The sequence below is a fragment of the Lentisalinibacter sediminis genome, from assembly GCF_040706615.1.
GTDB lineage: Bacteria > Pseudomonadota > Gammaproteobacteria > Steroidobacterales > Woeseiaceae > Lentisalinibacter > Lentisalinibacter sediminis.
Genome location: NZ_JAPDRF010000004.1, coordinates 55,739 through 76,106, shown reverse-complemented (window position 1 = coordinate 76,106; position 20,368 = coordinate 55,739). Strand labels below are relative to the sequence as shown.

Annotated in this window: 12 protein-coding genes and 1 tRNA gene; 11 read left to right on the top strand and 2 right to left on the bottom strand. The window is 64.6% G+C overall.

Annotated elements, in window-relative coordinates; genetic code table 11:
• The first annotated feature begins 185 nt into the window (after nucleotides 1-185).
• From ACJMKX_RS08995 to ACJMKX_RS08980, 4 genes are all read left to right on the top strand, one after another.
• Nucleotides 186-440 carry a type II toxin-antitoxin system ParD family antitoxin gene (locus ACJMKX_RS08995; RefSeq protein ID WP_405223927.1) on the top strand — a complete coding sequence of 85 codons (255 nt, stop codon included), beginning with the start codon at nucleotides 186-188 and terminating at the stop codon, nucleotides 438-440.
• Nucleotides 433-693 (top strand): type II toxin-antitoxin system RelE/ParE family toxin, encoded by a 261-nt coding sequence (locus tag ACJMKX_RS08990; protein WP_405223925.1) that lies wholly within the window; start codon nucleotides 433-435, stop codon nucleotides 691-693. The genes ACJMKX_RS08995 and ACJMKX_RS08990 overlap by 8 nt, the downstream gene beginning before the upstream one ends.
• A gap of 138 nt (nucleotides 694-831) precedes the next feature.
• Entirely contained in the window at nucleotides 832-2,187 is a 1,356-nt protein-coding gene (locus ACJMKX_RS08985; RefSeq protein WP_405223923.1) for a phosphohexomutase domain-containing protein, read from the top strand.
• A gap of 219 nt (nucleotides 2,188-2,406) precedes the next feature.
• Nucleotides 2,407-3,219, top strand: coding sequence for a hypothetical protein (locus tag ACJMKX_RS08980; protein ID WP_405223921.1), 813 nt, complete (start codon nucleotides 2,407-2,409; stop codon nucleotides 3,217-3,219).
• Between the two features lie 79 nt (nucleotides 3,220-3,298).
• On the opposite strand, the gene ACJMKX_RS08975 is transcribed toward ACJMKX_RS08980, so the two are convergent.
• Entirely contained in the window at nucleotides 3,299-3,973 is a 675-nt protein-coding gene (locus ACJMKX_RS08975; RefSeq protein ID WP_405223919.1) for a PEP-CTERM sorting domain-containing protein, read from the bottom strand.
• 206 nt (nucleotides 3,974-4,179) lie between these two features.
• Between ACJMKX_RS08975 and ACJMKX_RS08970 the strand changes: the two genes are divergently transcribed.
• From ACJMKX_RS08970 to ACJMKX_RS08960, 3 genes are all read left to right on the top strand, one after another.
• Nucleotides 4,180-4,255, top strand: a tRNA-Val gene (locus tag ACJMKX_RS08970).
• 47 nt (nucleotides 4,256-4,302) lie between these two features.
• Nucleotides 4,303-5,532 carry a phosphoglycerate dehydrogenase gene (serA, locus tag ACJMKX_RS08965; protein WP_405223917.1) on the top strand — a complete coding sequence of 410 codons (1,230 nt, stop codon included), beginning with the start codon at nucleotides 4,303-4,305 and terminating at the stop codon, nucleotides 5,530-5,532.
• The gene (locus tag ACJMKX_RS08960) at nucleotides 5,532-6,950 is read left to right on the top strand and encodes an FAD-binding oxidoreductase (RefSeq protein WP_405223915.1); all 1,419 of its coding nucleotides are present in this window, start codon (nucleotides 5,532-5,534) and stop codon (nucleotides 6,948-6,950) included. The genes serA and ACJMKX_RS08960 overlap by 1 nt, the downstream gene beginning before the upstream one ends.
• On the opposite strand, the gene ACJMKX_RS08955 is transcribed toward ACJMKX_RS08960, so the two are convergent.
• Nucleotides 6,898-7,887, bottom strand: a complete 990-nt coding sequence (locus tag ACJMKX_RS08955; RefSeq protein ID WP_405223913.1) for a hypothetical protein — start codon at nucleotides 7,885-7,887, stop codon at nucleotides 6,898-6,900. The genes ACJMKX_RS08960 and ACJMKX_RS08955 overlap by 53 nt on opposite strands.
• Nucleotides 7,888-8,168: 281 nt before the next feature.
• On the opposite strand from ACJMKX_RS08955, the gene ACJMKX_RS08950 reads away from it, so the two are divergent.
• The 4 genes from ACJMKX_RS08950 to ACJMKX_RS08935 all read left to right on the top strand — a co-directional run bounded on the left by ACJMKX_RS08950 (nucleotide 8,169) and on the right by ACJMKX_RS08935 (nucleotide 20,172).
• Complete coding sequence (locus ACJMKX_RS08950; RefSeq protein WP_405223911.1) at nucleotides 8,169-9,569, top strand: TIGR03013 family XrtA/PEP-CTERM system glycosyltransferase; 1,401 nt, start codon at nucleotides 8,169-8,171, stop codon at nucleotides 9,567-9,569.
• Nucleotides 9,570-9,573: 4 nt separating this feature from the next.
• Nucleotides 9,574-11,649: an XrtA/PEP-CTERM system histidine kinase PrsK gene (prsK, locus tag ACJMKX_RS08945; RefSeq protein WP_405223909.1), complete on the top strand. Its 2,076-nt coding sequence runs from the start codon at nucleotides 9,574-9,576 to the stop codon at nucleotides 11,647-11,649.
• Between the two features lie 87 nt (nucleotides 11,650-11,736).
• Entirely contained in the window at nucleotides 11,737-13,323 is a 1,587-nt protein-coding gene (locus ACJMKX_RS08940; protein WP_405223907.1) for a cytochrome c peroxidase, read from the top strand.
• 267 nt (nucleotides 13,324-13,590) lie between these two features.
• Nucleotides 13,591-20,172: a putative Ig domain-containing protein gene (locus ACJMKX_RS08935; protein ID WP_452233333.1), complete on the top strand. Its 6,582-nt coding sequence runs from the start codon at nucleotides 13,591-13,593 to the stop codon at nucleotides 20,170-20,172.
• Nucleotides 20,173-20,368: the final 196 nt, after the last annotated feature.

Genomic DNA, 20,368 nt, shown 5'->3' with positions numbered 1-20,368 from the left:
CTTCAGGCCCGATTGGAAAATGGATCGGGGCTAAAGCCCCTCCTACATTTATTTGCCTCCCTTTCCGCGGCAATCCAACGACTTTCTGGTCTGACTGTCCTGACGGCATCCAGGCAGATTCATTGGCACGGGATCGGTGCCTTATGTATGATATTGTCATACTTTGTTACCACTCGGACACCGTGATGAGCATGACACGCAAGACGATAACCGTTACCGATCAAATGGATAAGTGGATCAAGGCGCAGATTCGTTGTGGCCGCTATGGCAACGACAGCGAGTATGTGCGCGACTTGATTCGCCGCGATCAGGAACTCCGACTGGCGGAACTGAAGCTGGGCGAACTGATAGACGCGGCCGACGCCGGCGGCTTGAGCGATTTGTCGGCCAGCGAAATTTGGGAAGACGCGCTGGAACGCGCCACCGAGAAGGTTGGCTGAGTATCGTCTCTCTTGGCGCGCCACCAAGGACCTCCGAGAGATCGCAGAGTTCTCGGTTCGCCAATTCGGGGCTGCCCAGGCCAGGTCATACGGCCGAGGTTTGATCTCGGCTATGGAAATGCTGACCCGCCATCCTTTGCTCGGTAGCGATCTGGGCCATGTCCGACCGCGAATCCGCCGTTACGTTTACGGGTCCCACACGGGTCCCACACGGTCTACTATCGCCTCAACGACGATGGCGTTGTCATTCTAAGGATCCTGGGCTCTGGCCAGGACCCGTTGCGGCACATTTGAGCTCGAAAATCGCTCGCGATCACGGTCACGCCGTCACAAACACCGTATCCTTCATTTGCTATTCTTGCCTGCGCCAACACTGACAGGAATTCCACCCATGCCCATCGAGATCACCTGCTTCAAGGCCTACGACGTCCGCGGCCAGATCCCCGGCCAGCTGAACGCCGACATCGCCTACCGCATCGGCAACGCCACGGCCGAGTTCCTCAAGGCCGAGAAGGTGGTCATCGGTCGCGATATCCGGCTCTCCAGCCCGGAGATGGCCGACGCCATCGCGAAAGGCCTGATGCAGGGTGGCGCAGACGTCATCGACGTCGGCGTCGGCGGCACCGAACTCGTCTACTTCGCCACCGAGGCGCTGGAGGCGCATGGCGGCATCATGATCACGGCGAGCCATAACCCGGCCGACTACAACGGCATGAAATTCGTGCGCGAGGAGTCCAAGCCCATCAGCGCCGACACCGGCCTCGCCGACATTCGCCGGCTGGCCGAGAAGGACGAGCGCTACGAGCCGCGCGAGTGGGGCACTCGCAGCGAGCACGACATCTGGCCGGCCTACGTGGAGAAGCTGCTGAGCTACGTCGACGTCTCCGCGCTGAAGCCCTACAAGGTGGTGGTGAACGCCGGCAACGGCGGCGCGGGCCCGGTCATCGACGCCCTCGAGCCGCATCTGCCGTTCGAGTTCATCAAGATCCATCACGGGCCGGACGGCAGCTTCCCGAACGGCGTTCCGAACCCGCTGCTGCCGGAGAACCGCGACGTCACCATCGACGCCATCCGCGAGCACGGCGCCGACTTCGCCATCGCGTGGGACGGCGACTATGACCGCTGCTTCCTGTTCGACGAGAACGGCGGCTTCATCGAGGGTTACTACATCGTGGGCCTGCTCGCGATCTCCATGCTGGCCAAGCAGCCGGGCGAGAAGATCGTGCATGACCCACGCTTGACCTGGAACACGATGGCGATGGTGGAGGAGGCCGGCGGCATCCCCATCCAGTCGAAGAGCGGCCACGCCTTCATGAAGGAGACCATGCGCCGCGAAGACGCCATCTACGGCGGCGAGATGAGCGCGCATCATTTCTTCCGTGACTTCGCCTTCAGCGACTCCGGCATGATCCCGTGGCTGCTGGTGGCCGAGATCATGAGCCGCCAGGGCAAACCGCTCTCCGAACTGGTGGCCGAGCGCATCGCCGCCTACCCGGCCAGCGGCGAGATCAACCGGGAGATTTCGGGGACGGACGCCGCTTTCGCAGCCGTGCGCGAGCGCTACGCCGACCAGGCGCTGTCCATAGACGAAACCGACGGCATCGGCTTCGAGTTCGAGAACTGGCGCTTCAACTTGCGCGCGTCGAACACGGAGCCGGTGGTGCGGCTGAACGTGGAGAGCCGCGGCGACCGCAGGCTGATGGAGCGAAAGACGGCGGAGATTCTGGAGCTGCTCGACAGCCTGTAGGAGGGCCTTCAGGCCCGACTAAACCTTCAGGCCCGACTAGACCTTAAGGCCTGAAGGCTGCTCGGCCGACGGCTGGTCGCGGCTGAAGCCGCTCCTACACTCTGATATCCGCTTCCTTGACGTCTGCTGCATCGCCGCTTACGGTTGTTCGACCTCCGCAGAAACCGATCCAAAGTGGCGCACCCGAGTCGACAACGGCGGCTTGTATTCGCCCTTCTGATGCTGGCGGCCGGCGCCGCTCACGCCACCACGCTGCGCGAGTCCACCTGCACTGGCATCGACGTCTTCGAGGTGTGCCAGGGCCGGGTCGGGATCGCTTTCGACGGTGACGCCGATTCCCTCTCCGCCACCGTGGACATGAAGCGGGCGGGCGACGCTTCGGAGATTCGCCCGCAGTTCGCCTACACGGTCAGCCTGTCCGACCGCGCAACGCTGGCAACCGGTATTACTGCCGCCGCCAGCACGACGGCACCGGGAAGCGCTTCCACCGCTCTGAACGCCACGCTAGATATCCGCCAGCCGCTGCCGATCATCGAATCGTTCCGATGGCAGCTGCGGGAGAACGAGGCCGGCGAGACCAGCCACGCGCACATCGCACTCGCCAGTCCCCTGGACAGCATCGAACAACTGCAGGCGGATCTTCGGTCCGCGCCCGACGGTACGGCCACCTACGAGGCCCGGCTTGGCATGAGTGAAACGGCACTGTCTGCCGGAGAGGCGGTCCCGGCGATCCGCAGCCTTGCAACCGTGCGCCGGGTGGTGAGAGAAGGCGCGGACGCACCAGTCCGGGTCGGCGTAATGACCGAACTGCGACAACCGCAGATGCCGGCCGCTGCCTTTCCGTGGTCGCCGCTAAACAACTACCTGGTGCGGCTGCGCTACGAGGAGGGCGAGGCGGCGCGTCCGTCTCTGGAATACCGCCGCATCTGGAGCCTGGAGGATGCGGGCGAGATGACCTTCGACCTATTCCTCCGCGACGAAGCCACCACCGAAGGCTGCGCGGCCAAGTTAACGTGGAATATGCGTTTCTGAGGACACATCACACCAAGTCCCACAAAAAAAAGCCCCGCACGAGGCGGGGCTTCGACAGAAAGCCTGAGTTGAGTGAGCTTCAGGAAATCCGGCGGCGCCGCGCAACGCCGATCCCGAGCAGACCCATGCCGAGAAGCGCCAGCGTACCTGGTTCCGGCACGGACTTTGCCGTCACGTTGATATCAAAACCGGTTCTGCCGCCATGGTCACCACGGAGTATTGCCAGCCAATGGTTACCGGCAGCCAGCCCTGAGACGGCGATGTCATATTCGTCGAGGTTAGATCCGCCCGGCGCGGTCGCACCAAACAGGAAATTGCCATTGAGCCAGATGAAGACGCCGTTATCAACGCCCACGTCGATGTGAAGATCCGACGTGCTGTCAAGGTCGAAGTTGTAGACGATAGCGGTCTCGTCGTTGATCGTCCAGGTGGTGGGAACGGCGACCGGTTCCGTGCTCCAGGCGCCACCGTCGTTGTCGAAATCGCCGATCAACCAATTGTCGCCGAAGGCACCAACGTCGCCGAACGGCAGATTAGGGTCTCCATCGAGCAGGATGGTTGGGTCGCCTTCTGTCGGGATCGGTGCCGGGAGGATGTTGCCGTCTCCGCTGCTCTCACCGTCCAACTCTTCCAGATCGCCAAGACCGTCGTTGTAGTACCCGAGGGTATCGTCGTCGATGATCACATCGGCCATTACCGGCGTGGTGCCAATCAGGCCGAGAACTGCTCCAAGCGCCAGAATTCTGAGTTTCACAATATGCCTCCAAGCAAAATTTAGTCCCTCAGCGCATAACAAAGCAAGAATCGAGCCAATTAAAAATCCGCATTTCTTTCAATAAGTTGGAGATATCGTGACCTGTCCGCCGAGCGTATTTGTAAAGCGGTCCGACGTTCCAGACAAGCACGCGGCGCCCAATTGCCTGAAACCTCGCCCAACGGTATGATTAGCGCCCCTCGGGCGGGCGATTAGCTCAGCTGGGAGAGCGCCGCAGTCACATTGCGGAGGTCGCAAGTTCGATCCTTGCATCGCCCACCAGTCCACCACGGCGGCGGCCAGCCGCCGCCACTTTGACCAGGGCCCCTATGACCCGACTGTCGCTGTCGAAGGACCGCATCCGCTTCCTGTTGCTGGAAGGGGTCCATCCGGTCGCCCGTGAGGCCCTGCGCGAGGCCGGCTACACCAACGTCGAGTCCGTCACCGGCTCGCTGACCGACGACGACCTCAAACAGGCCATCGCTGATGCCCACTTCGTCGGCATCCGCTCCCGCACCCAATTGACCGCCGACGTGCTGGCCGAGGCCCGCAAGCTGGCCGCCATCGGCTGCTTCTGCATCGGCACCAATCAGGTGGACCTGCAGGCCGCCGAGATGAAGGGCGTGCCGGTCTTCAACGCGCCGTTCTCCAACACCCGCAGCGTGGCCGAGCTGGTGCTGGCCGAGGTCATATTCCTGCTCCGTGGCATCCCGGCTAAGAACGCCGCCGCCCACCGCGGCGAGTGGGCCAAGACCGCCACCGATTCCTACGAGATCCGCGGCAAGAAGCTCGGCATCGTGGGCTACGGCCACATCGGCAGCCAGCTGGGCGTGCTGGCCGAGGCGCTCGGCATGCAGGTCATCTACTACGACATCGAGAACAAGCTGCCGCTGGGCAACGCGTCGTCCCGCGGCCACCTCTCGGACCTGCTCGCCGAGGCCGACGTGGTCACCCTGCACGTGCCCGAGACGCCGGAGACCCGCCGCATGATCGGCGCGGGCGAGCTCGAGACGATGAAGGAGGGCGCCCACCTCATCAACGCCTCCCGGGGCAGCGTCGTGGACATCGACGCGCTGGCCGCGGCGCTGGAATCCGGCCACATCGCCGGCGCCGCCGTGGACGTCTTCCCGGAAGAGCCGAAGTCGAATACCGATCCCTTCGTCTCGCCGCTGGCGAAGTTCGACAACGTAGTGCTCACGCCCCACATCGGCGGCAGCACCCAGGAGGCCCAGGAGAACATCGCGCTGGAGGTCGCCGGCAAGCTGATCAAGTATTCGGACAACGGCTCCACCACCCAGGCCGTGAATTTCCCCCAGGTCTCGCTGCCCTACAACGTCGACTACCGGCGCATCCTGCACGTGCACCGCAACGTCCCCGGCGTGCTGGAGAAGATCAACCACATCTTCTCGGAGGAGGGCGTCAACATCGCCGCCCAGTACCTGCAGACTTCGGCCCGTATCGGCTACGTGGTCATGGACGTGGAGCTGGACGACGCCCGGCCGCTGGTCGATCGGTTGAAGGGCATCGAGGGAACCATCCGCGCCCGGTTGCTGCACTGATGGGCAATCCCGACCGCCAACAGGCCCTGGACCGCATCCGCGAGATCGTCGGCCCGAAAGGCCTGGTGGACGCCGCCGCCGCCGAGGGCTACCTCATCGACGAGCGCCGCCTCTACCGCGGCGAGGCCGCCCTCATCGTGCGTCCCGCCAACACCGCCGAGGTGGCCGAGGTCATGGCCACCTGCTACCAGGCCGGGCTCGGCATCGTGCCCCAGGGCGGCAACACCGGCTACTGCGGCGGCGCCACGCCCGACGACGCCGACGGCCAGGTGCTCATCTCCCTCTCGCGCATGAGCGAAGTGCGCACGATCGACCCCGTTGGCTTCACGATGACGGCAGAAGCCGGCGTAGTGTTGGCGAATGCCCAGGCAGCCGCCGCCGGGCACGACCTGCTGTTCCCCCTGAGCATGGCCTCCGAGGGCAGCGCGGAGATCGGCGGCGTGCTGGCCACCAACGCGGGCGGCCTGGCGGTGCTGCGCTACGGCACCGGCCGCGAACTCTGCCTCGGCCTGGAAGTGGTGCTGCCGGACGGCCGCACCATCCACGGTCTCACCGGGCTCAGGAAAGACAACACCGGCTTCGACCTGAAGTCGCTCTTCTGCGGCGCCGAGGGCGCGCTGGGCATCATCACCGCCGCCACGCTGAAGCTGTTCCCCCAGCCCAAGTCCCGCCAGACGGCCTGGCTGGCGGTGGAAGACGCAGAATCCGCCTGTCGGCTGCTGGGCCGCGCCCGCCGGGAGAGCGGCGACTGCGTTACGTCCTTCGAGTACGTCACCCGGCCGTCGCTGGAGCTCGCCTTCCAGCACACCGACGGTCTGGTCGACCCGCTGGACGAGCCCCACGACCACTACGTGCTGCTGGAGCTTTCCTCCGGCCAGAGCGACGAACAGCTGCGCGAGGTCAGCGAAGCCATCCTCATGACCGGCATGGAGGAGGGCGAGATCACGGACGGCGTCATCGCGGAATCCGGCCAGCAGCGCGAGCAGCTGTGGCGCCTGCGCGAGTCCATCCCGGAATCGGAGAAGCACGAGGGCGGCTCGGTGAAGCACGACGTCTCCGTCACCATCGACCGCATCCCCGAATACCTGGCCGAAGCGCCGAGGCGCCTGGCGGATATTGCCGAGTGCCGCTTTTCCATCTACGGCCACATCGGCGACGGCAACCTGCACTACAACCTGCTGGCGCCGGCCGGCGAGGACGCCGAGGCGTTCAAGCGCGAGCACGGCGCGAACCTCTCAAAGTGCGTCCACGACCTGGCCGCGGAGCTCGGCGGCAGCTTCAGCGCCGAGCACGGCGTCGGCAAGCTGAAGAAGGGTGAACTGGCGACTTACAAGGATCCGGAGGCGCTGGCCGCCATGCGCGCCATCAAGGCGGCGCTGGATCCGAAGGGCCTGATGAATCCGGGCAAGATCCTGTAGCCAGCCGGACTGCGTCCAGCAGGAACACCTCCGTCCCCTCCGTATCGATCAGGAAGAACGTCATGCCGGCGATGGCGGCGAGGTCCATGCGGCGCGTGTCCGGCGCGTTCTCGATGTCCGCCATCGGGATGCAGTACTCCCGCGGCTCCGGCCCGATGGCGAAGGTCCGGTTGAAGCGGTCGGCGAAGCGGTTGTCGTGGATCTCGTCGTGGATGCGCAGCGTCAGGTTGTGGCTCTCGCCGTTACCAGCGGCCGCGACGAAGCGCAGCTCCGTGAACCCGCCCCAGTGGGGATACGGATCCCGAAACTGCACCCCGGCGTACCGCCGCGCCGGCGTCTCCACGCGCAACAGGTAATCCCCGGTTGCGGGCCAGCCAGCCGGCGTCGCCACTCGTTCTCCGGCGGTGATCAGCGCCGTCTCCCAGGCCCCCTCGAAGTCCGCGATCACCGGTGCCGCGGCCGCGCGGGCTGCCAGCACCCAGGTCCACCAGAGCACCGGCGCGAGCACGATCACCAGCAGAAACGTGCCGCCGGCCATCACGGCCCGGGCCCGATCCGGCCGCAACCGACCCTCCCGCCGGCCGTGCCGCCCGATCATCAGGCACAGCGCGGCGGCCGTGCCCAGCGCATCCTGGCCGATGTCCCGCAGTGAGTATTCCTGGCCGTTCAGCCACTGGGCGAGTTCGCCGGCCGGGCCCGCGAGCAGCGAGGCGGCGGCTGCGAACAGCGCGGCGCGGTACACCCCCAATCGCGGCAGCGCTAGCCGGAAGATGATCAGCGTGAAGACGAAGAACGCCAGGCCGTGCAGGGAGTCGCGCAGGGACTGGCCGATGTAGGAGTGGCCGCCGAGCGGCAGCAGGTGGCCGAGCAGGAGGATGACAATGCCAGCAGCGGCTAAGGCGAGGAGGCGTAGCGGAACGGCGGGAGATTTCTGCACGGAAAGTCGGCCTGGTCGGGACGGGCACAAGCATCGGCTAAGCCGGGGTCGCCCTCAAGTCCCGGCGGCATTTCGAGCACCGATTTCACCCCACCGTCACGCACCCCCGCTACCCTGAATAGGCAGAACGTAAACATTTCACATAATTCTGTGGAATGCGTCACAACTTGCTGAAACCTTTGGCCTATAATGTGATTGGATAAGATGGGCTGATGGGACGGTGTATCCCATCGGCAGTTGCTCATGCCCGCCTGACGGGAGCGACGGTGCATATCGGCCTGATGCCACTCCGCCTCTTCAATAACTACCTGCGGCTGCCGGTAGTGCTGCTGGCTGCCGCGGAATGCGCGGTGGTCTTTGCGTCGTTGTACATTGCCGCCTGGGCGCGGTTCGACTGGAGTTTCCAGGCCTACGCGCTGATCCACGGGCCCATCTGGTCCCAGGCGCTGGTGCTGACCGCCGTCGTCTGCGTCTGTCTCATCGCGCTGGGCCTCTATCAATTCCATCAGCGGTTGTACTTCAAAGAGGCGCTGGCGCGGCTGGTCGTTGCCTTTATCCTGGCCGGCTTCCCGCTGGCCGTCGTCTGGTACGCTTTCCCGGGTATCGCGCCCACCCGGGGCGTGGCGGTTATCGCCGCGCTGGTGTCCTTCGTGGGGCTGTCCGCGATCCGCTACTTCTTCCTGCGCACCGCCGACGAGAACATCTTCCGCCGGCGCACGCTGGTCTATGGCGCCGGCGAGCGGGCGTCTTCCATCCAGGAGATCCGCCGCAAGGCGGACCGCCGCGGCTTCCGCGTGGTCGCCAACGTCGGCGCACCGGGCGATACCGGCGTCTTCAGCAAGGACCACTTCATCCGCCACGAGCAGCCGCTGCTGGCCATCGCCCGCGAGCGCAACGTGGACGAGATCGTGGTCGCCATGGACGACCGCCGCGGTAACCTGCCCATCGACGAACTGCTGGCCTGCAAGGTCCGGGGCATCGACTGCCTGGATCTGCTCGCCTTCCTCGAGCGCGAGACGGGGCGCATCCGTATCGATCTGGTCAACGCGAGCTGGATGATCTTCTCTTCCGGTTTCCGCATCACGCCGCTGCGCCGGGCGACCAAGCGGGGCCTCGACCTGTTCGTGAGCCTTCTGGCCATGATCATCGCCTTGCCGGTGATGGCCCTCTGCGCGCTGGCCATCAAGCTGGAGGACGGGCTCCGCGCGCCGGTATTCTACCGCCAGCGCCGGGTCGGGCTGTACGGCGAGGCCTTCGATGTCCTCAAATTCCGCAGCATGGTGATAGATGCCGAGGCGGACGGCCAGGCGAAGTGGGCGGAGAAGAACGACCCTCGTATCACGCGAGTGGGGGCGGTGCTCCGCAAGATGCGCTTCGACGAACTGCCCCAGCTCCTCAACGTGCTCAAGGGCGAGATGAGCATCGTGGGACCGCGGCCGGAGCGCCCCGAGTTCGTCGGCGAATTGAAGCAGGAAGTCCCGTTCTATGCCGAGCGGCACACGGTGAAGCCTGGCATCACCGGCTGGGCCCAGCTCAAATACCCCTATGGCGCCACGCAAAAAGACGCCGTCGAGAAACTGCAGTACGATCTCTACTACGTGAAGAACCACAGCCTGCTGCTGGACCTGGTGATCATGCTGCAGACCGCCGAAGTCATCCTCTGGGGCAAGGGCGCCCGCTAGAACCATGCTGGCCAGCCTACCTGCGATCGGCTACGGCCTGGCTGGCGCGGCATTCCTGATCCTCACCCTCCTGCTCCTGACCAGCTGGCAGGGACGGCTGCACGGCGCGTTGCTCACCACTGCCGCCGGATTCTCGGCGCTGTGGGGCGTGGCGTTAGCCGTCAGCATCTCGCCGGATCCGGCTCTGGCCGTCCTGAAGGTCTTCCTGGCCGAGACGCTCAGGAACGGCGCCTGGCTGGTCTTCCTCTCTGCGCTATTCGCCGGCGGCCTCGGCGGCGGCGCCGGCCACCGCGTGCTGGTATTCGGTGGGCCCGCGCTGGCGGCCGCCGTGCTGTTGGGCGGCGTCGGCCTGTTCGTTGCGGAGGCGGCCGGCATGCCGTCTCCCGGCGTCGGTCAGGCGTTAATCACGGGCTCGCTCGGCCTGTCGCTATTCGCGCTGATTATGGTGGAGCAGATCTACCGTAACGCCCGCTCGGCCCAGCGAGCGGCGCTGAAGTTCCTGTGCCTCGGGCTGCTCGGCCTGTTCGCTTACGACCTCGTGCTCTACTCACAGGCCATCCTGTTCGGCCGCATCGACGAGGTGCTCTGGAGTGTGCGCGGTATCGTTGCGGCCTTCTGCGTCCCGCTGATCGCCGTCTCCGCCCAGCGCAACCCGGACTGGTCCGTAGGCATTTTCGTCTCCCGCCAGGTGGTCTTCTACACCACCACCCTGATGGGCGTGGGTATCTACCTCATCCTGATGGCGGCCATCGGCTACTACATCGATACATTCGGGGGCGAGTGGGGACCGGCGGGGCAGGTAGTGTTCTTTGCCGCCGCCATCCTGATCCTCGGTGTGCTGGTCTTCTCGGAGCGCCTCCGGGCGCGGCTCAAGGTCTTCATCAGCAAGCACTTCTTCCGCAACCGCTACGACTACCGGGAGGAGTGGCTGCGGCTGATGCATACGCTGTCCGCCCCGGAGGACCCCGGGCTGCCGCTGACCAAGCGCGGCATCAAGGCGCTCTGCGACATCATGGAGGCGCCCGCCGGCGTGCTCTACCTGCGCGAGGACGGGCGCTTCCGCTGCAGCGCCGGCTGGAATACCGCGCCAGGGGGCGAGACGCTTCCTGTGGACCACTCCCTCGTGTGGTTCCTGGAGCAGACCGGCTGGGTGATCGACGCCGACGAGTATCGGCGCGAACCACCTCGCTACGAGGGCCTGGAAGCGGATCTCGGCGTGCTCGGCGTCGAGCCGCCGGGGGTCATCGTGCCGCTGGTCAGCGAGGAGCAGATGCTGGGTTTTGTGGCTCTCGCCCGTTCCGAGCGGCCGCGCAGCCTCAATTATGAGGATCACGATCTGCTGAAGACCGCCGGCCGCCAGATCGCGAGCTACCTCGACCAGGAGCAGAAGAAATACCAGCTGGCCGAGAGCCGCCAGTTCGAGGCCTTCAACCGGCTCACCGCGTACCTGATGCACGACCTCAAGAACCTCATCGCCCAGCAGTCACTGGTGGTGGAGAACGCCCACAAGCACAAGGACAAGCCGGAGTTCATCGACGACGCCATCCGCACGGTGGACAGCGGTGTCGCGCGGATGAAGAAGGTGCTGGAGCAGCTGAAGCAGGGCGCGCCCATGCAGGCCGCCAGCCGCATCGAGGTGGGCAAGCTGGTGATGGAAGCGGTGTCCCAGTGTGCGGATCGAAGGCCCGAGCCACGGACCGGGATCGGGGAGGAGCGGCTGTGGATTAGGGCGGACCGGGAGCGGCTGCTGGCGGCGCTGATCCATGCCATTCGTAATGCGCAGGATGCCACGCCGCCGGATGGGAGCGTGCGTGTGACCGCGGAGCCCTGCAACGGCGAGTGCGCGATCCGGGTGATCGATACCGGACGGGGAATGGATCAGGCGTTTATCGAGACCCGTCTGTTCAAGCCGTTCGACAGTACCAAGGGGACGTCCGGTATGGGTATCGGGGCGTATCAGGTGCGGGAGACGGTGCGGGCGAGCGGCGGGGAGTTGCATGTGGAAAGCGTGGTAGCGAAGGGTACCAGGCTGTCGATGGTTCTTCCGCTCGACAGGCCGACCACGCACGACGACCTTTAGCGTCGTTCTCCCGGTTATGTCATTCCGAGGTTCCGCGCGGCTGTCGAGCTTGCGTGCGGCATCCGAATAGGGCAATCATCCGTCGCTATGCGTTCTCTGGTTGGAATCCTGCTCGGCTTGGTCTTGCTGCTTGGTTCGGCAGGATCGTTGCCGGCCGCACCTCTGGCAAAGCAGACCGATGCCGGCCTCTACCGTATCGTCATCCAGCCGCGCTCCGGCGATATCCCGATCGCGGAGCGCCACGCCTGGACGATCGAGATACGTGACGGTGACGGGGCACCGATAGAGCCTACCCAGCTCGCTTTCTACGGCGGCATGCCCGGGCACGGCCACGGGCTGCCTTCGGCGCCCCGCGTAACACAGCGGCTCGAGCCCGGCGTCTATCTGGTCGAGGGCGTGGTCTTCAATATGTACGGCGAGTGGGAGCTGGTGGTCGGCGTGGTCGGGCCTGCGGGGCCGGACAAGGCCCTGTTCGAGCTGTCACTCGCGCCGGCGGTCGTCGACGAGGAGCCGGATGAAAAGTGGTCTCCCCGTGAAGTCGCGATGATGCGCTCGCTGACGCTGCCGGAGAAGCGCAAAGCGCCGGAGGATCCGTCCAACCGTCTTCTCGGCCGCCCGAAGGCGATCTCCCTTGGCCAGGCCCTGTTCTTCGATCCCGGGCTCAGCCTGAACGGCGATCTGTCCTGCGCGTCCTGCCATGATCCGCGGCTCCATTTCACGGACGGCAAGAAGAAGAGTTTCGGCAGCCGGGAGCTCAAGCGGAATTCGCCGACATTGCTGGGTTCGGCGCACGGCGACTGGTTCTACTGGGACGGTCGGCGGGACAGCGTGTGGTCGCAGGCCCTGTCGCCCATCGAGACGCCGGGCGAGATGGACAACAACCGCACGCGGGTCGTGCGCTACGTGTTGACGAGCGAAGCGTATCGCGATCGTTTTGTAGAGTTGGCGGGTGGCGCGGTTCCTGATCTCGAACAACTACCCGATTCCGCAGGGCCTTACGGTTCAGCGGAGGACAAGGTGCGCTGGAATCGGCTCGCGGAATCCCAGCGGCGGCAGGTGAATGGGGCGTTCGCGACCGTCGGCAAGATCATCGCGAGCTACGTATCCACTTTGGAGCCGGAGCGGAGCCGCTTCGATGCGTACGTGGCATCGCTCGATGATGAATCGGAGTCAGACACATTGCTGTCCGAGCAGGAGGAACGCGGTCTGCGCCTTTTCCTGTCCCCGGAGAAAACGCAATGCCTGCGCTGCCATAACGGTTCCTACTTCACCAACTTCGGCTTCAACAATATCGGCACCGGCTTGCCGGCCGAGGGGCAGTTACCGGACTTCGGTCGTCTAGTCGGACTACGGGCCGCCTTGGTCGACGAGTTCAACTGCCTGGGGCCATACAGCGACGCGGACGGGGAAGAGTGCGAGCATCACCGCTTCGCCGCGCAGAACCATGCCGACAACGGCGCATTCAAGGTGCCGACGCTCCGTAACGTGGCCGAAACGGGCCCCTACATGCACGACGGGCGTTTCGAAACGTTGATCGAAGTTTTGCAGTTCTACCGTGATCCGCCGACCAAGGAGATGTCCAACCATGAGCTGCCTCCGTTGGACCTGAGCGACTCTGAGCTCCAGGATCTGGCGGCCTTTCTCAGGACGCTGACCAGCATGGAAACGGACTGAGTCAACGTCGGATTTCTTTACACCTGCTACGCATTCTCCACAGTGGGGCTGTGGTAAGCCACTAAGGCAGCGCAATAATTCCCCAGTGGCGTGAGTCTTGCATGCTGCCCCCTGAAACGCCTCAAGAAAAATGGACTGCGGGGGTCGGGGATCGTGACAGCAAGTGGCCGCGTTGGCGTCTTCTCGTTCTTCCTGGCGCTTGTAGCGCCGGGTTTCCTTCAAGCCGGGCCGGAGGATCCCGCTGACGGCGGCCAGTGGGGCCCCGTCATGGACTGGCCGCACATCGCGGTCTCCGCGGCCAATCTCCCCGACGGTCGGATCCTGACCTGGTCGGGCTCCGAGCGCGAGACCTGGCCGACCACCGAGCAGACCTACAGCGCCACCTGGGACCCCGAGACCGGCGAGTTCGTCGAGCTCTTCCACGAAGGTCACAACATGTTCTGCGCTCACCTGGCCATGCTGGAAGACGGGCGCGTATTCGTGAACGGCGGCCGTAATCAGACGAACAGCCCCTGGACCAGCATCTTCGATTTCCGCGACGACGAGTGGCTGCAGATCGAGAACATGGAGTCCGGCGGCCGCTGGTACCCCACCACGGTGGCCCTGGCCGACGGCGACATCCTCACCGCCATCGGCACCGCCTCCCTGCAGCAGTACCCGGAGCGCTGGAACGTCGATTCCGGCTGGGAGATCAAGAACGGCATCGACTTCGGCGAGATGGTGCTGAGCCCCTATTTCAACTCCGGCACCCACGGCGAGAGCCGCTGGTGGCCCCTGCTGCACGTGGCGCCGAACGGGCAGATCTTCCACTCCGGTCCCACGCCGCGGATGCATTACATCGACCCGGAGGGCAACGGCAGCTTCCAGCAGGTCGGTCCGGAGATGACCGACTTCTATCACAAGCACGGCACCACCATCATGTACGACGAGGGCAAGCTGCTCACCGCGGGTGGATGGGTTGCCGGCGGGAACATCGCCAGCTCGAACCAGGCGTTCACGATCGATCTCAATGGTCCGAGCCCCGTGGTGGCCGCAACGAACAGCATGACCCACGCGCGCAAGTTCCATAATGGCGTGATGCTGCCTACGGGCGACGTGCTGGTAATCGGCGGCAACACGTCCGGGCGCAAGTTCAACGACACCGGCACGATCTACGCCACCGAGATCTGGGACCCGGACACGGGCACCTGGACGGTGGGCGCGTCGATGGCGACGCCGCGCAACTACCATTCCATCGCGCTGCTTCTGACCGACGGGCGTGTGCTGGCAGCCGGCGGTGGTTACTGCTCGGGCTCGGCGTTCTGCGGCGGGGCCAGCCACCGGGACGGGGAGATCTACTCGCCGCCGTACCTTTTCAACGCCGATAACACGCCGGCCATCCGGCCCGAGATCACCAGCGGCCCGGCCCGTGTCAACAGCGGTAACACGTTTACCGTCAGCGGCACCCCTGGCCTCGCGCGCTTCACCATGATCAAAATGAGTTCCACCACCCACGGTGTGAACAGCGACGTGCGCTTCGTCGAGGTACAGTTCACCGAGACCTCGCCGGGCACCTACGAGCTCACCGCGCATCCCAACCGTAACGTGCTGACGCCCGGCTACTGGATGCTGTTCGGGCTCGACGCCAGTGACGTGCCGTCCGAGGCCCATGTCGTCCAGGCCAATACGTCCGGTCAGCCCTGGATCGCGTCCATTCCGCAGCAGAGTTCCCAGGAAGGCGAGGCCGTGTCCGTCGCCGTGGAAGCCGGCGATACGGACGACGACCCGCTGACGTTCAGCGCGGCCGGCCTGCCGGCAGGCCTCACGATCGATCCCGCGACGGGTGTCATCTCGGGCGCAGCGACGGTGGCGGGCGTCTACAACGTCACCGTGACTGCCACTGACAACGACGAAGGCGCGAAGAACCGGTCCTTCGAGTGGCTGGTCTTCGGCCAGGGGCTCGGCAGCATCCGGCGTGACTGGTGGACCGGCATCGGCGGCAGCGCCATCAGCGACCTGACGTCCAACGCCAACTATCCGGCCACACCGTCCGGTAGCGACGGCCTCACCAGTTTCGAGGCGCCCACCAATTGGGCGGACAACTACGGCACCCGGATCCACGGCTACCTGACGCCGACGGAGACGGGCACCTATACCTTCGCCATTGCCACCGACGATGCCGGCGAATTGTGGCTGAGCCCCGACAGCAACCCGGCCAATCGCCAGCTGATCGCCCAGGTACCCGGTTGGGCCGGGCCGAGGGACTGGACCAAGTACCCGGAGCAGCAGTCGGCGCCGATCACTCTCACCGCCGGAGAGACCTACTACATCGAGGCCCTCCAGAAAGAGGGCGGCGGCGGGGACAACCTCGCCGTGGGCTGGATCCGTCCGGGCCAGTCGACCATCGACGTCATCCCGGGTGCGGTCCTGTCGCCGGATAACGTGGGCATCGAGGCGCCGGCGGAAGCGCAGCTCTACACCGGGACGGTCACCGGTGTGGGCAGCGACTGGGTCACCGTCGACCTCCCCGATACCTACGACGATATGGTCGTGGTCGCGACGCCGGCGTATTCCGGCACCGACCTGCCGGTGGTGAGCCGCGTGCGCAATGCGGCCGGCAGCGCCTTCGAGCTGCGGGTGCAGAACCCGGGTGACGGTGCCATCCCGGCCACCTACACCGTGCATTTCGTCGTCGCCGAGAAAGGCGTCTACTCCGGTGACGGCATCGCGATGGAGGTCGCTACGGTCGCCTCCACGGTCGTCGACAGCGACTCGAGCTGGGCCGGCCAGGCGGTGCCCTACCAGCAGGACTACCTGTCACCGGTGGTGATCGGGCAGGTCATGGGCGACAACGAGCCGCGCTGGAGTGTGTTCTGGGCCTCCGACGGCTCCGCCGGCAACCCGCCGAGCGCCGGCGCACTGCATGTGGGGCGCCACGTGGGCGAGGATGTGGACACCACGCGCGCCGGCGATACGCTGGGCTACATCGTCATCGACAGCGGCAGCGGCCAGGTGGGTGACTGGCTGGTCGAGGCCGCCGTGGGCGCCTCCTCGATCGCGGGTATGGGCGATTCGCCGCCGTATACCTACGCGCTCGTGTCCGAGGCGGAGACGGCCGTCGTCGCAGCGGCCGGCATGAACGGCGCCAACGGCGGCTGGCCGGTTCTGTACGGCGCCACGCCGTTTGCCGGCACTGCGCTCGGCCTGGCGTTCGATGAGGACCAGCTCGGTGACGCGGAACGGGCTCATGCCGCGGAAGAGGTCGCGTACCTGGCGCTGGCAGCGGTCCCCGACGAGCCGCTGGACCTCGAGCCGATCACGACCACGGCAGACGTGACCGGCGCCCAGATCACCTTCGACGCCGCGGCGAGCGGCGGGACCAACCTCGTCTACAACTGGAACTTCGGCGACGGCACGCCCGAAACCGGTTTCGGCGACTTCCCGTCGGTGGAGCACTCCTATGCCGCCCCGGGACGCTACGTGATCTCCGTGACCGTGCGGGATCTGGATACGCTGGAAGAGGTGACCTACCAGGTGGTCCAGCTCGTGCATCGCCCGCTGACGGCGAACGCACCGACCTCGAGCTCAACAATCGCGCTGAATGAACCGCTCGGCCAGATCTGGAGCGTCAATCCCGATAATGACACGGTCACGGTGATTACTGATGTCGCGATGGGCACGAAGACCGAGCTCGCGACGGGGAACCACCCCGTCGCCGTGCAGATCGCACCGAACGGTGACGCCTGGGTGGTAAACCGCCGGTCCGCCACCATCTCCGTGTTCGATTCGACGGCGCTGTCGCTGGCTACCACCATCCAGCTCGCAGCCGGTTCGGCGCCCTACGGTCTGGCGTTCCATCACGGCGAGAACGTCGCGTTCGTCGTGCAGGAAGGCACCGGCGAGCTGCTGAAGATCGATGCCGGCACTCGCACACTCATCGATTCCGAATACCTCGGCCCCAACGCCCGTCACGTGGCCGTGACGGCAGACGGCTCGAAGGTATTCGTCACGCGCTTCATAACGCCCACGTTGCCCGACGAGTGGACTGCCAGCCCAATCGTAGAGTTCAGCGGTCAGAAATACGGCGGCGAGGTCGTCATCGTGGAGCCGTTCACGATGACCGTGCAATCGACAACGATCCTCCAGCACAGCGAGCGGGTCGCCTCGGAGCACACCGGGCCTGGTGTGCCGAACTATCTCGGCCCTGCCGTGGTGTCGCCCGACGGGACCTCGGCCTGGGTTCCCTCGAAGCAGGACAACATACTCGCCGGCGCCCTCCGTGGTGGCCAGGGCATGACCTTCGACCAGACCGTTCGCGCGATCACGTCCAAGATCGACCTGGCCACCGGCAGCGAGGACTTCACGTTCCGTATCGACCACGACAATGCGAGCGTTGGCAAGTACGCTGCATTCGGTCCCTGGGGCGCCTATCTCTTCACGTCGCTGGAAGGCAATCGGGAGATCGCGGTCAGCGACGTGTATACGGCGACGGAGCTGGGCCGCTTCGATGTCGGCCGTGCGCCACACGGCGTCGTGACGTCGAGTGACGGATCCACCCTGTACGTGCACAACTTCATGGACCGGACGGTCGGTGTCTACGACATCTCCGGCATTACGTATGGCAACCAGCTTGCGGTCACCGAGGTCAACACCATCGGCACCGTGGCCAACGAGGCGCTGGCGGCCGACGTCCTGAAAGGCAAGCAGTTCTTCTACGACGCCCGGGATCCCCGCCTGGCACTCGACTCTTACATGAGCTGCGCTTCCTGCCACAACAATGGCGGTCAGGACGGGCGTATCTGGGACTTCACCGGCATGGGCGAGGGCCTTCGCAACACCATCATGCTCCGCGGACGGGCGGCCACAGCCCACGGTTTCCTGCACTGGAGTGCTAACTTCGACGAGCTGCAGGACTTCGAGGATCAGATCCGTACGTTCTCGGGCGGCACCGGCCTGATGGACAATGCCGACTATCTCGTCGGTTCCCGGTCCACCCCGCTCGGCGATCAGAAGACCGGCCTCAGTGCCGATCTGGACGCGCTGGCGGCCTATGTGGCTTCCCTCGACGAGTTCGACGATAGCCCATACCGAAACGAGGACGGTTCGCTGACCGCAGCCGGCGAGGTTGGCAGGCAGTTATTCACCTCCAAGGGCTGCGATAGCTGTCATACATCACCGAACTTCACCGACAGCCTGGATGAAACCACGCTCCACGACGTCGGCACGATCAAGCAGCCTACCAGCGGCAGTCGCCTGGGCGGGAGTCTCAACGGGATTGATGCACCCACGCTGGTCAGCCTCTGGAACACGGCGCCCTACCTGCATGACGGGTCGGCGATGGATGTGACCGAGGCGATCAGCGCGCATGCGGGGATCAGCCTGATGGCGGCCGAGTTGAATGACCTCGGTGCCTACCTTGACCAGCTGGATGGGGTGACGGCACAGATTCAGGATCCGGCTGGCTGTACGGATTGTCTCGATTTCTCTGTAATCACCACGGCGTCTTTCTCCCACCAGGACGTGAGCGCCGGTGTTCAGGTGCTGGATGGTGGCGAGACGCTCTTGCTAACTGACAACACGTGGCGCCGTACGGAGGAGACGTACACGATCACGCCGACGACGATGCTGGAGTTTACCTTCGAGAGCAGTCAGGAGGGTGAGATTCACGGGATCGGCTTTACGGACAGCGACACCACGAGTGCGGCGGCTTCACGCATATTTACACTGTGGGGCACGCAAAACTGGGGCATACGCGATTATTCTTACAACGGATCAGGCGCCCAGACCTTCGTCATTCCGGTTGGTCAGTACTACACGGGCACGGGGATGCGACTGACTATCGCCAATGATGACGATGCCGGGATAGGCAGCGATTCGCGTTTCACAGGAATCCGTATATACGACCCGAGCCAGGAGCCTGTGCCGCCAATGGTCACCAATCCGGGTCACCAGACGAGCACGGTTAACAACTTCGTGTCTCTGGCTATCTCGGCTAATGATCTCAATAGTGACCCCTTGGAGTTCTCGGCGACGAACCTGCCCACGGGGCTGAGCATGTCACCTGACGGAACGATCAGCGGGACGCCGACCGAGCTCAATACCTGGACGGTAACGGTTACGGTTACGGATAACGTCAGCGGCTCGGATTCAGCGATCTTCGACTGGTCGATCGTCGAGGCGCCTATCTGCTCCGACTGTTTCGATTTCAGGACCGCGGCCACCGTCTCTTTTTCTGACCAGGATGAAGATGGTGGGGTGCAAGTACTCGACAATGGTCTTTCGCTGATGTTGACCGGCAACACGTGGCGCCGTACGGAGGAGACGTACACGATCACGCCGACGACGATGCTGGAGTTTACCTTCGAGAGCAGTCAGGAGGGTGAGATTCACGGGATCGGCTTTACGGACAGCGACACCACGAGTGCGGCGGCTTCACGCATATTTACACTGTGGGGCACGCAGAACTGGGGCATACNTGGTGGGGTGCAAGTACTCGACAATGGTCTTTCGCTGATGTTGACCGGCAACACGTGGCGCCGTACGGAGGAGACGTACACGATCACGCCGACGACGATGCTGGAGTTTACCTTCGAGAGCAGTCAGGAGGGTGAGATTCACGGGATCGGCTTTACGTACAGCGACATTACCGGCGCAGCTGCCTCTCGAATCTTCCAGCTGTGGGGCACGCAGAACTGGGGCATACGCGATTATTCTTACAACGGATCAGGCGCCCAGACCTTCGTCATTCCGGTTGGTCAGTACTACACGGGCACGGGGATGCGACTGACTATCGCCAATGATGACGATGCCGCCGGAATCGCGATCGGTTCGTTCAGGTTTGTGCGAATCTACGAAAGTACAGGCAACTGACTATATTTGGAGGGTGCGTAGACGGGGGCAGACTATTTCGCCATGCCCGCGACTCTGGCGCCGTAGGAGGGGATTCATCCCCGATAATGATGGGCGGCATGCATCGGCTCTGAAGGCACTCCTACTTCGTGAATGTGATCTCCATCCCACTATTCCGCGGTAACGTGCGCTCCCCATCTATTCCCCGCTCTGGTGT

Coding starts and splice junctions, on each gene's coding strand:
- ACJMKX_RS08960 (WP_405223915.1), top strand. CDS start 5,532: ATGGGCAATCCCGACCGCCAACAGGCCCTGGACCGCATCCGCGAGATC.
- serA (WP_405223917.1), top strand. CDS start 4,303: ATGACCCGACTGTCGCTGTCGAAGGACCGCATCCGCTTCCTGTTGCTG.
- prsK (WP_405223909.1), top strand. CDS start 9,574: ATGCTGGCCAGCCTACCTGCGATCGGCTACGGCCTGGCTGGCGCGGCA.
- ACJMKX_RS08950 (WP_405223911.1), top strand. CDS start 8,169: ATGCCACTCCGCCTCTTCAATAACTACCTGCGGCTGCCGGTAGTGCTG.
- ACJMKX_RS08995 (WP_405223927.1), top strand. CDS start 186: ATGAGCATGACACGCAAGACGATAACCGTTACCGATCAAATGGATAAG.
- ACJMKX_RS08940 (WP_405223907.1), top strand. CDS start 11,737: ATGCGTTCTCTGGTTGGAATCCTGCTCGGCTTGGTCTTGCTGCTTGGT.
- ACJMKX_RS08980 (WP_405223921.1), top strand. CDS start 2,407: ATGCTGGCGGCCGGCGCCGCTCACGCCACCACGCTGCGCGAGTCCACC.
- ACJMKX_RS08985 (WP_405223923.1), top strand. CDS start 832: ATGCCCATCGAGATCACCTGCTTCAAGGCCTACGACGTCCGCGGCCAG.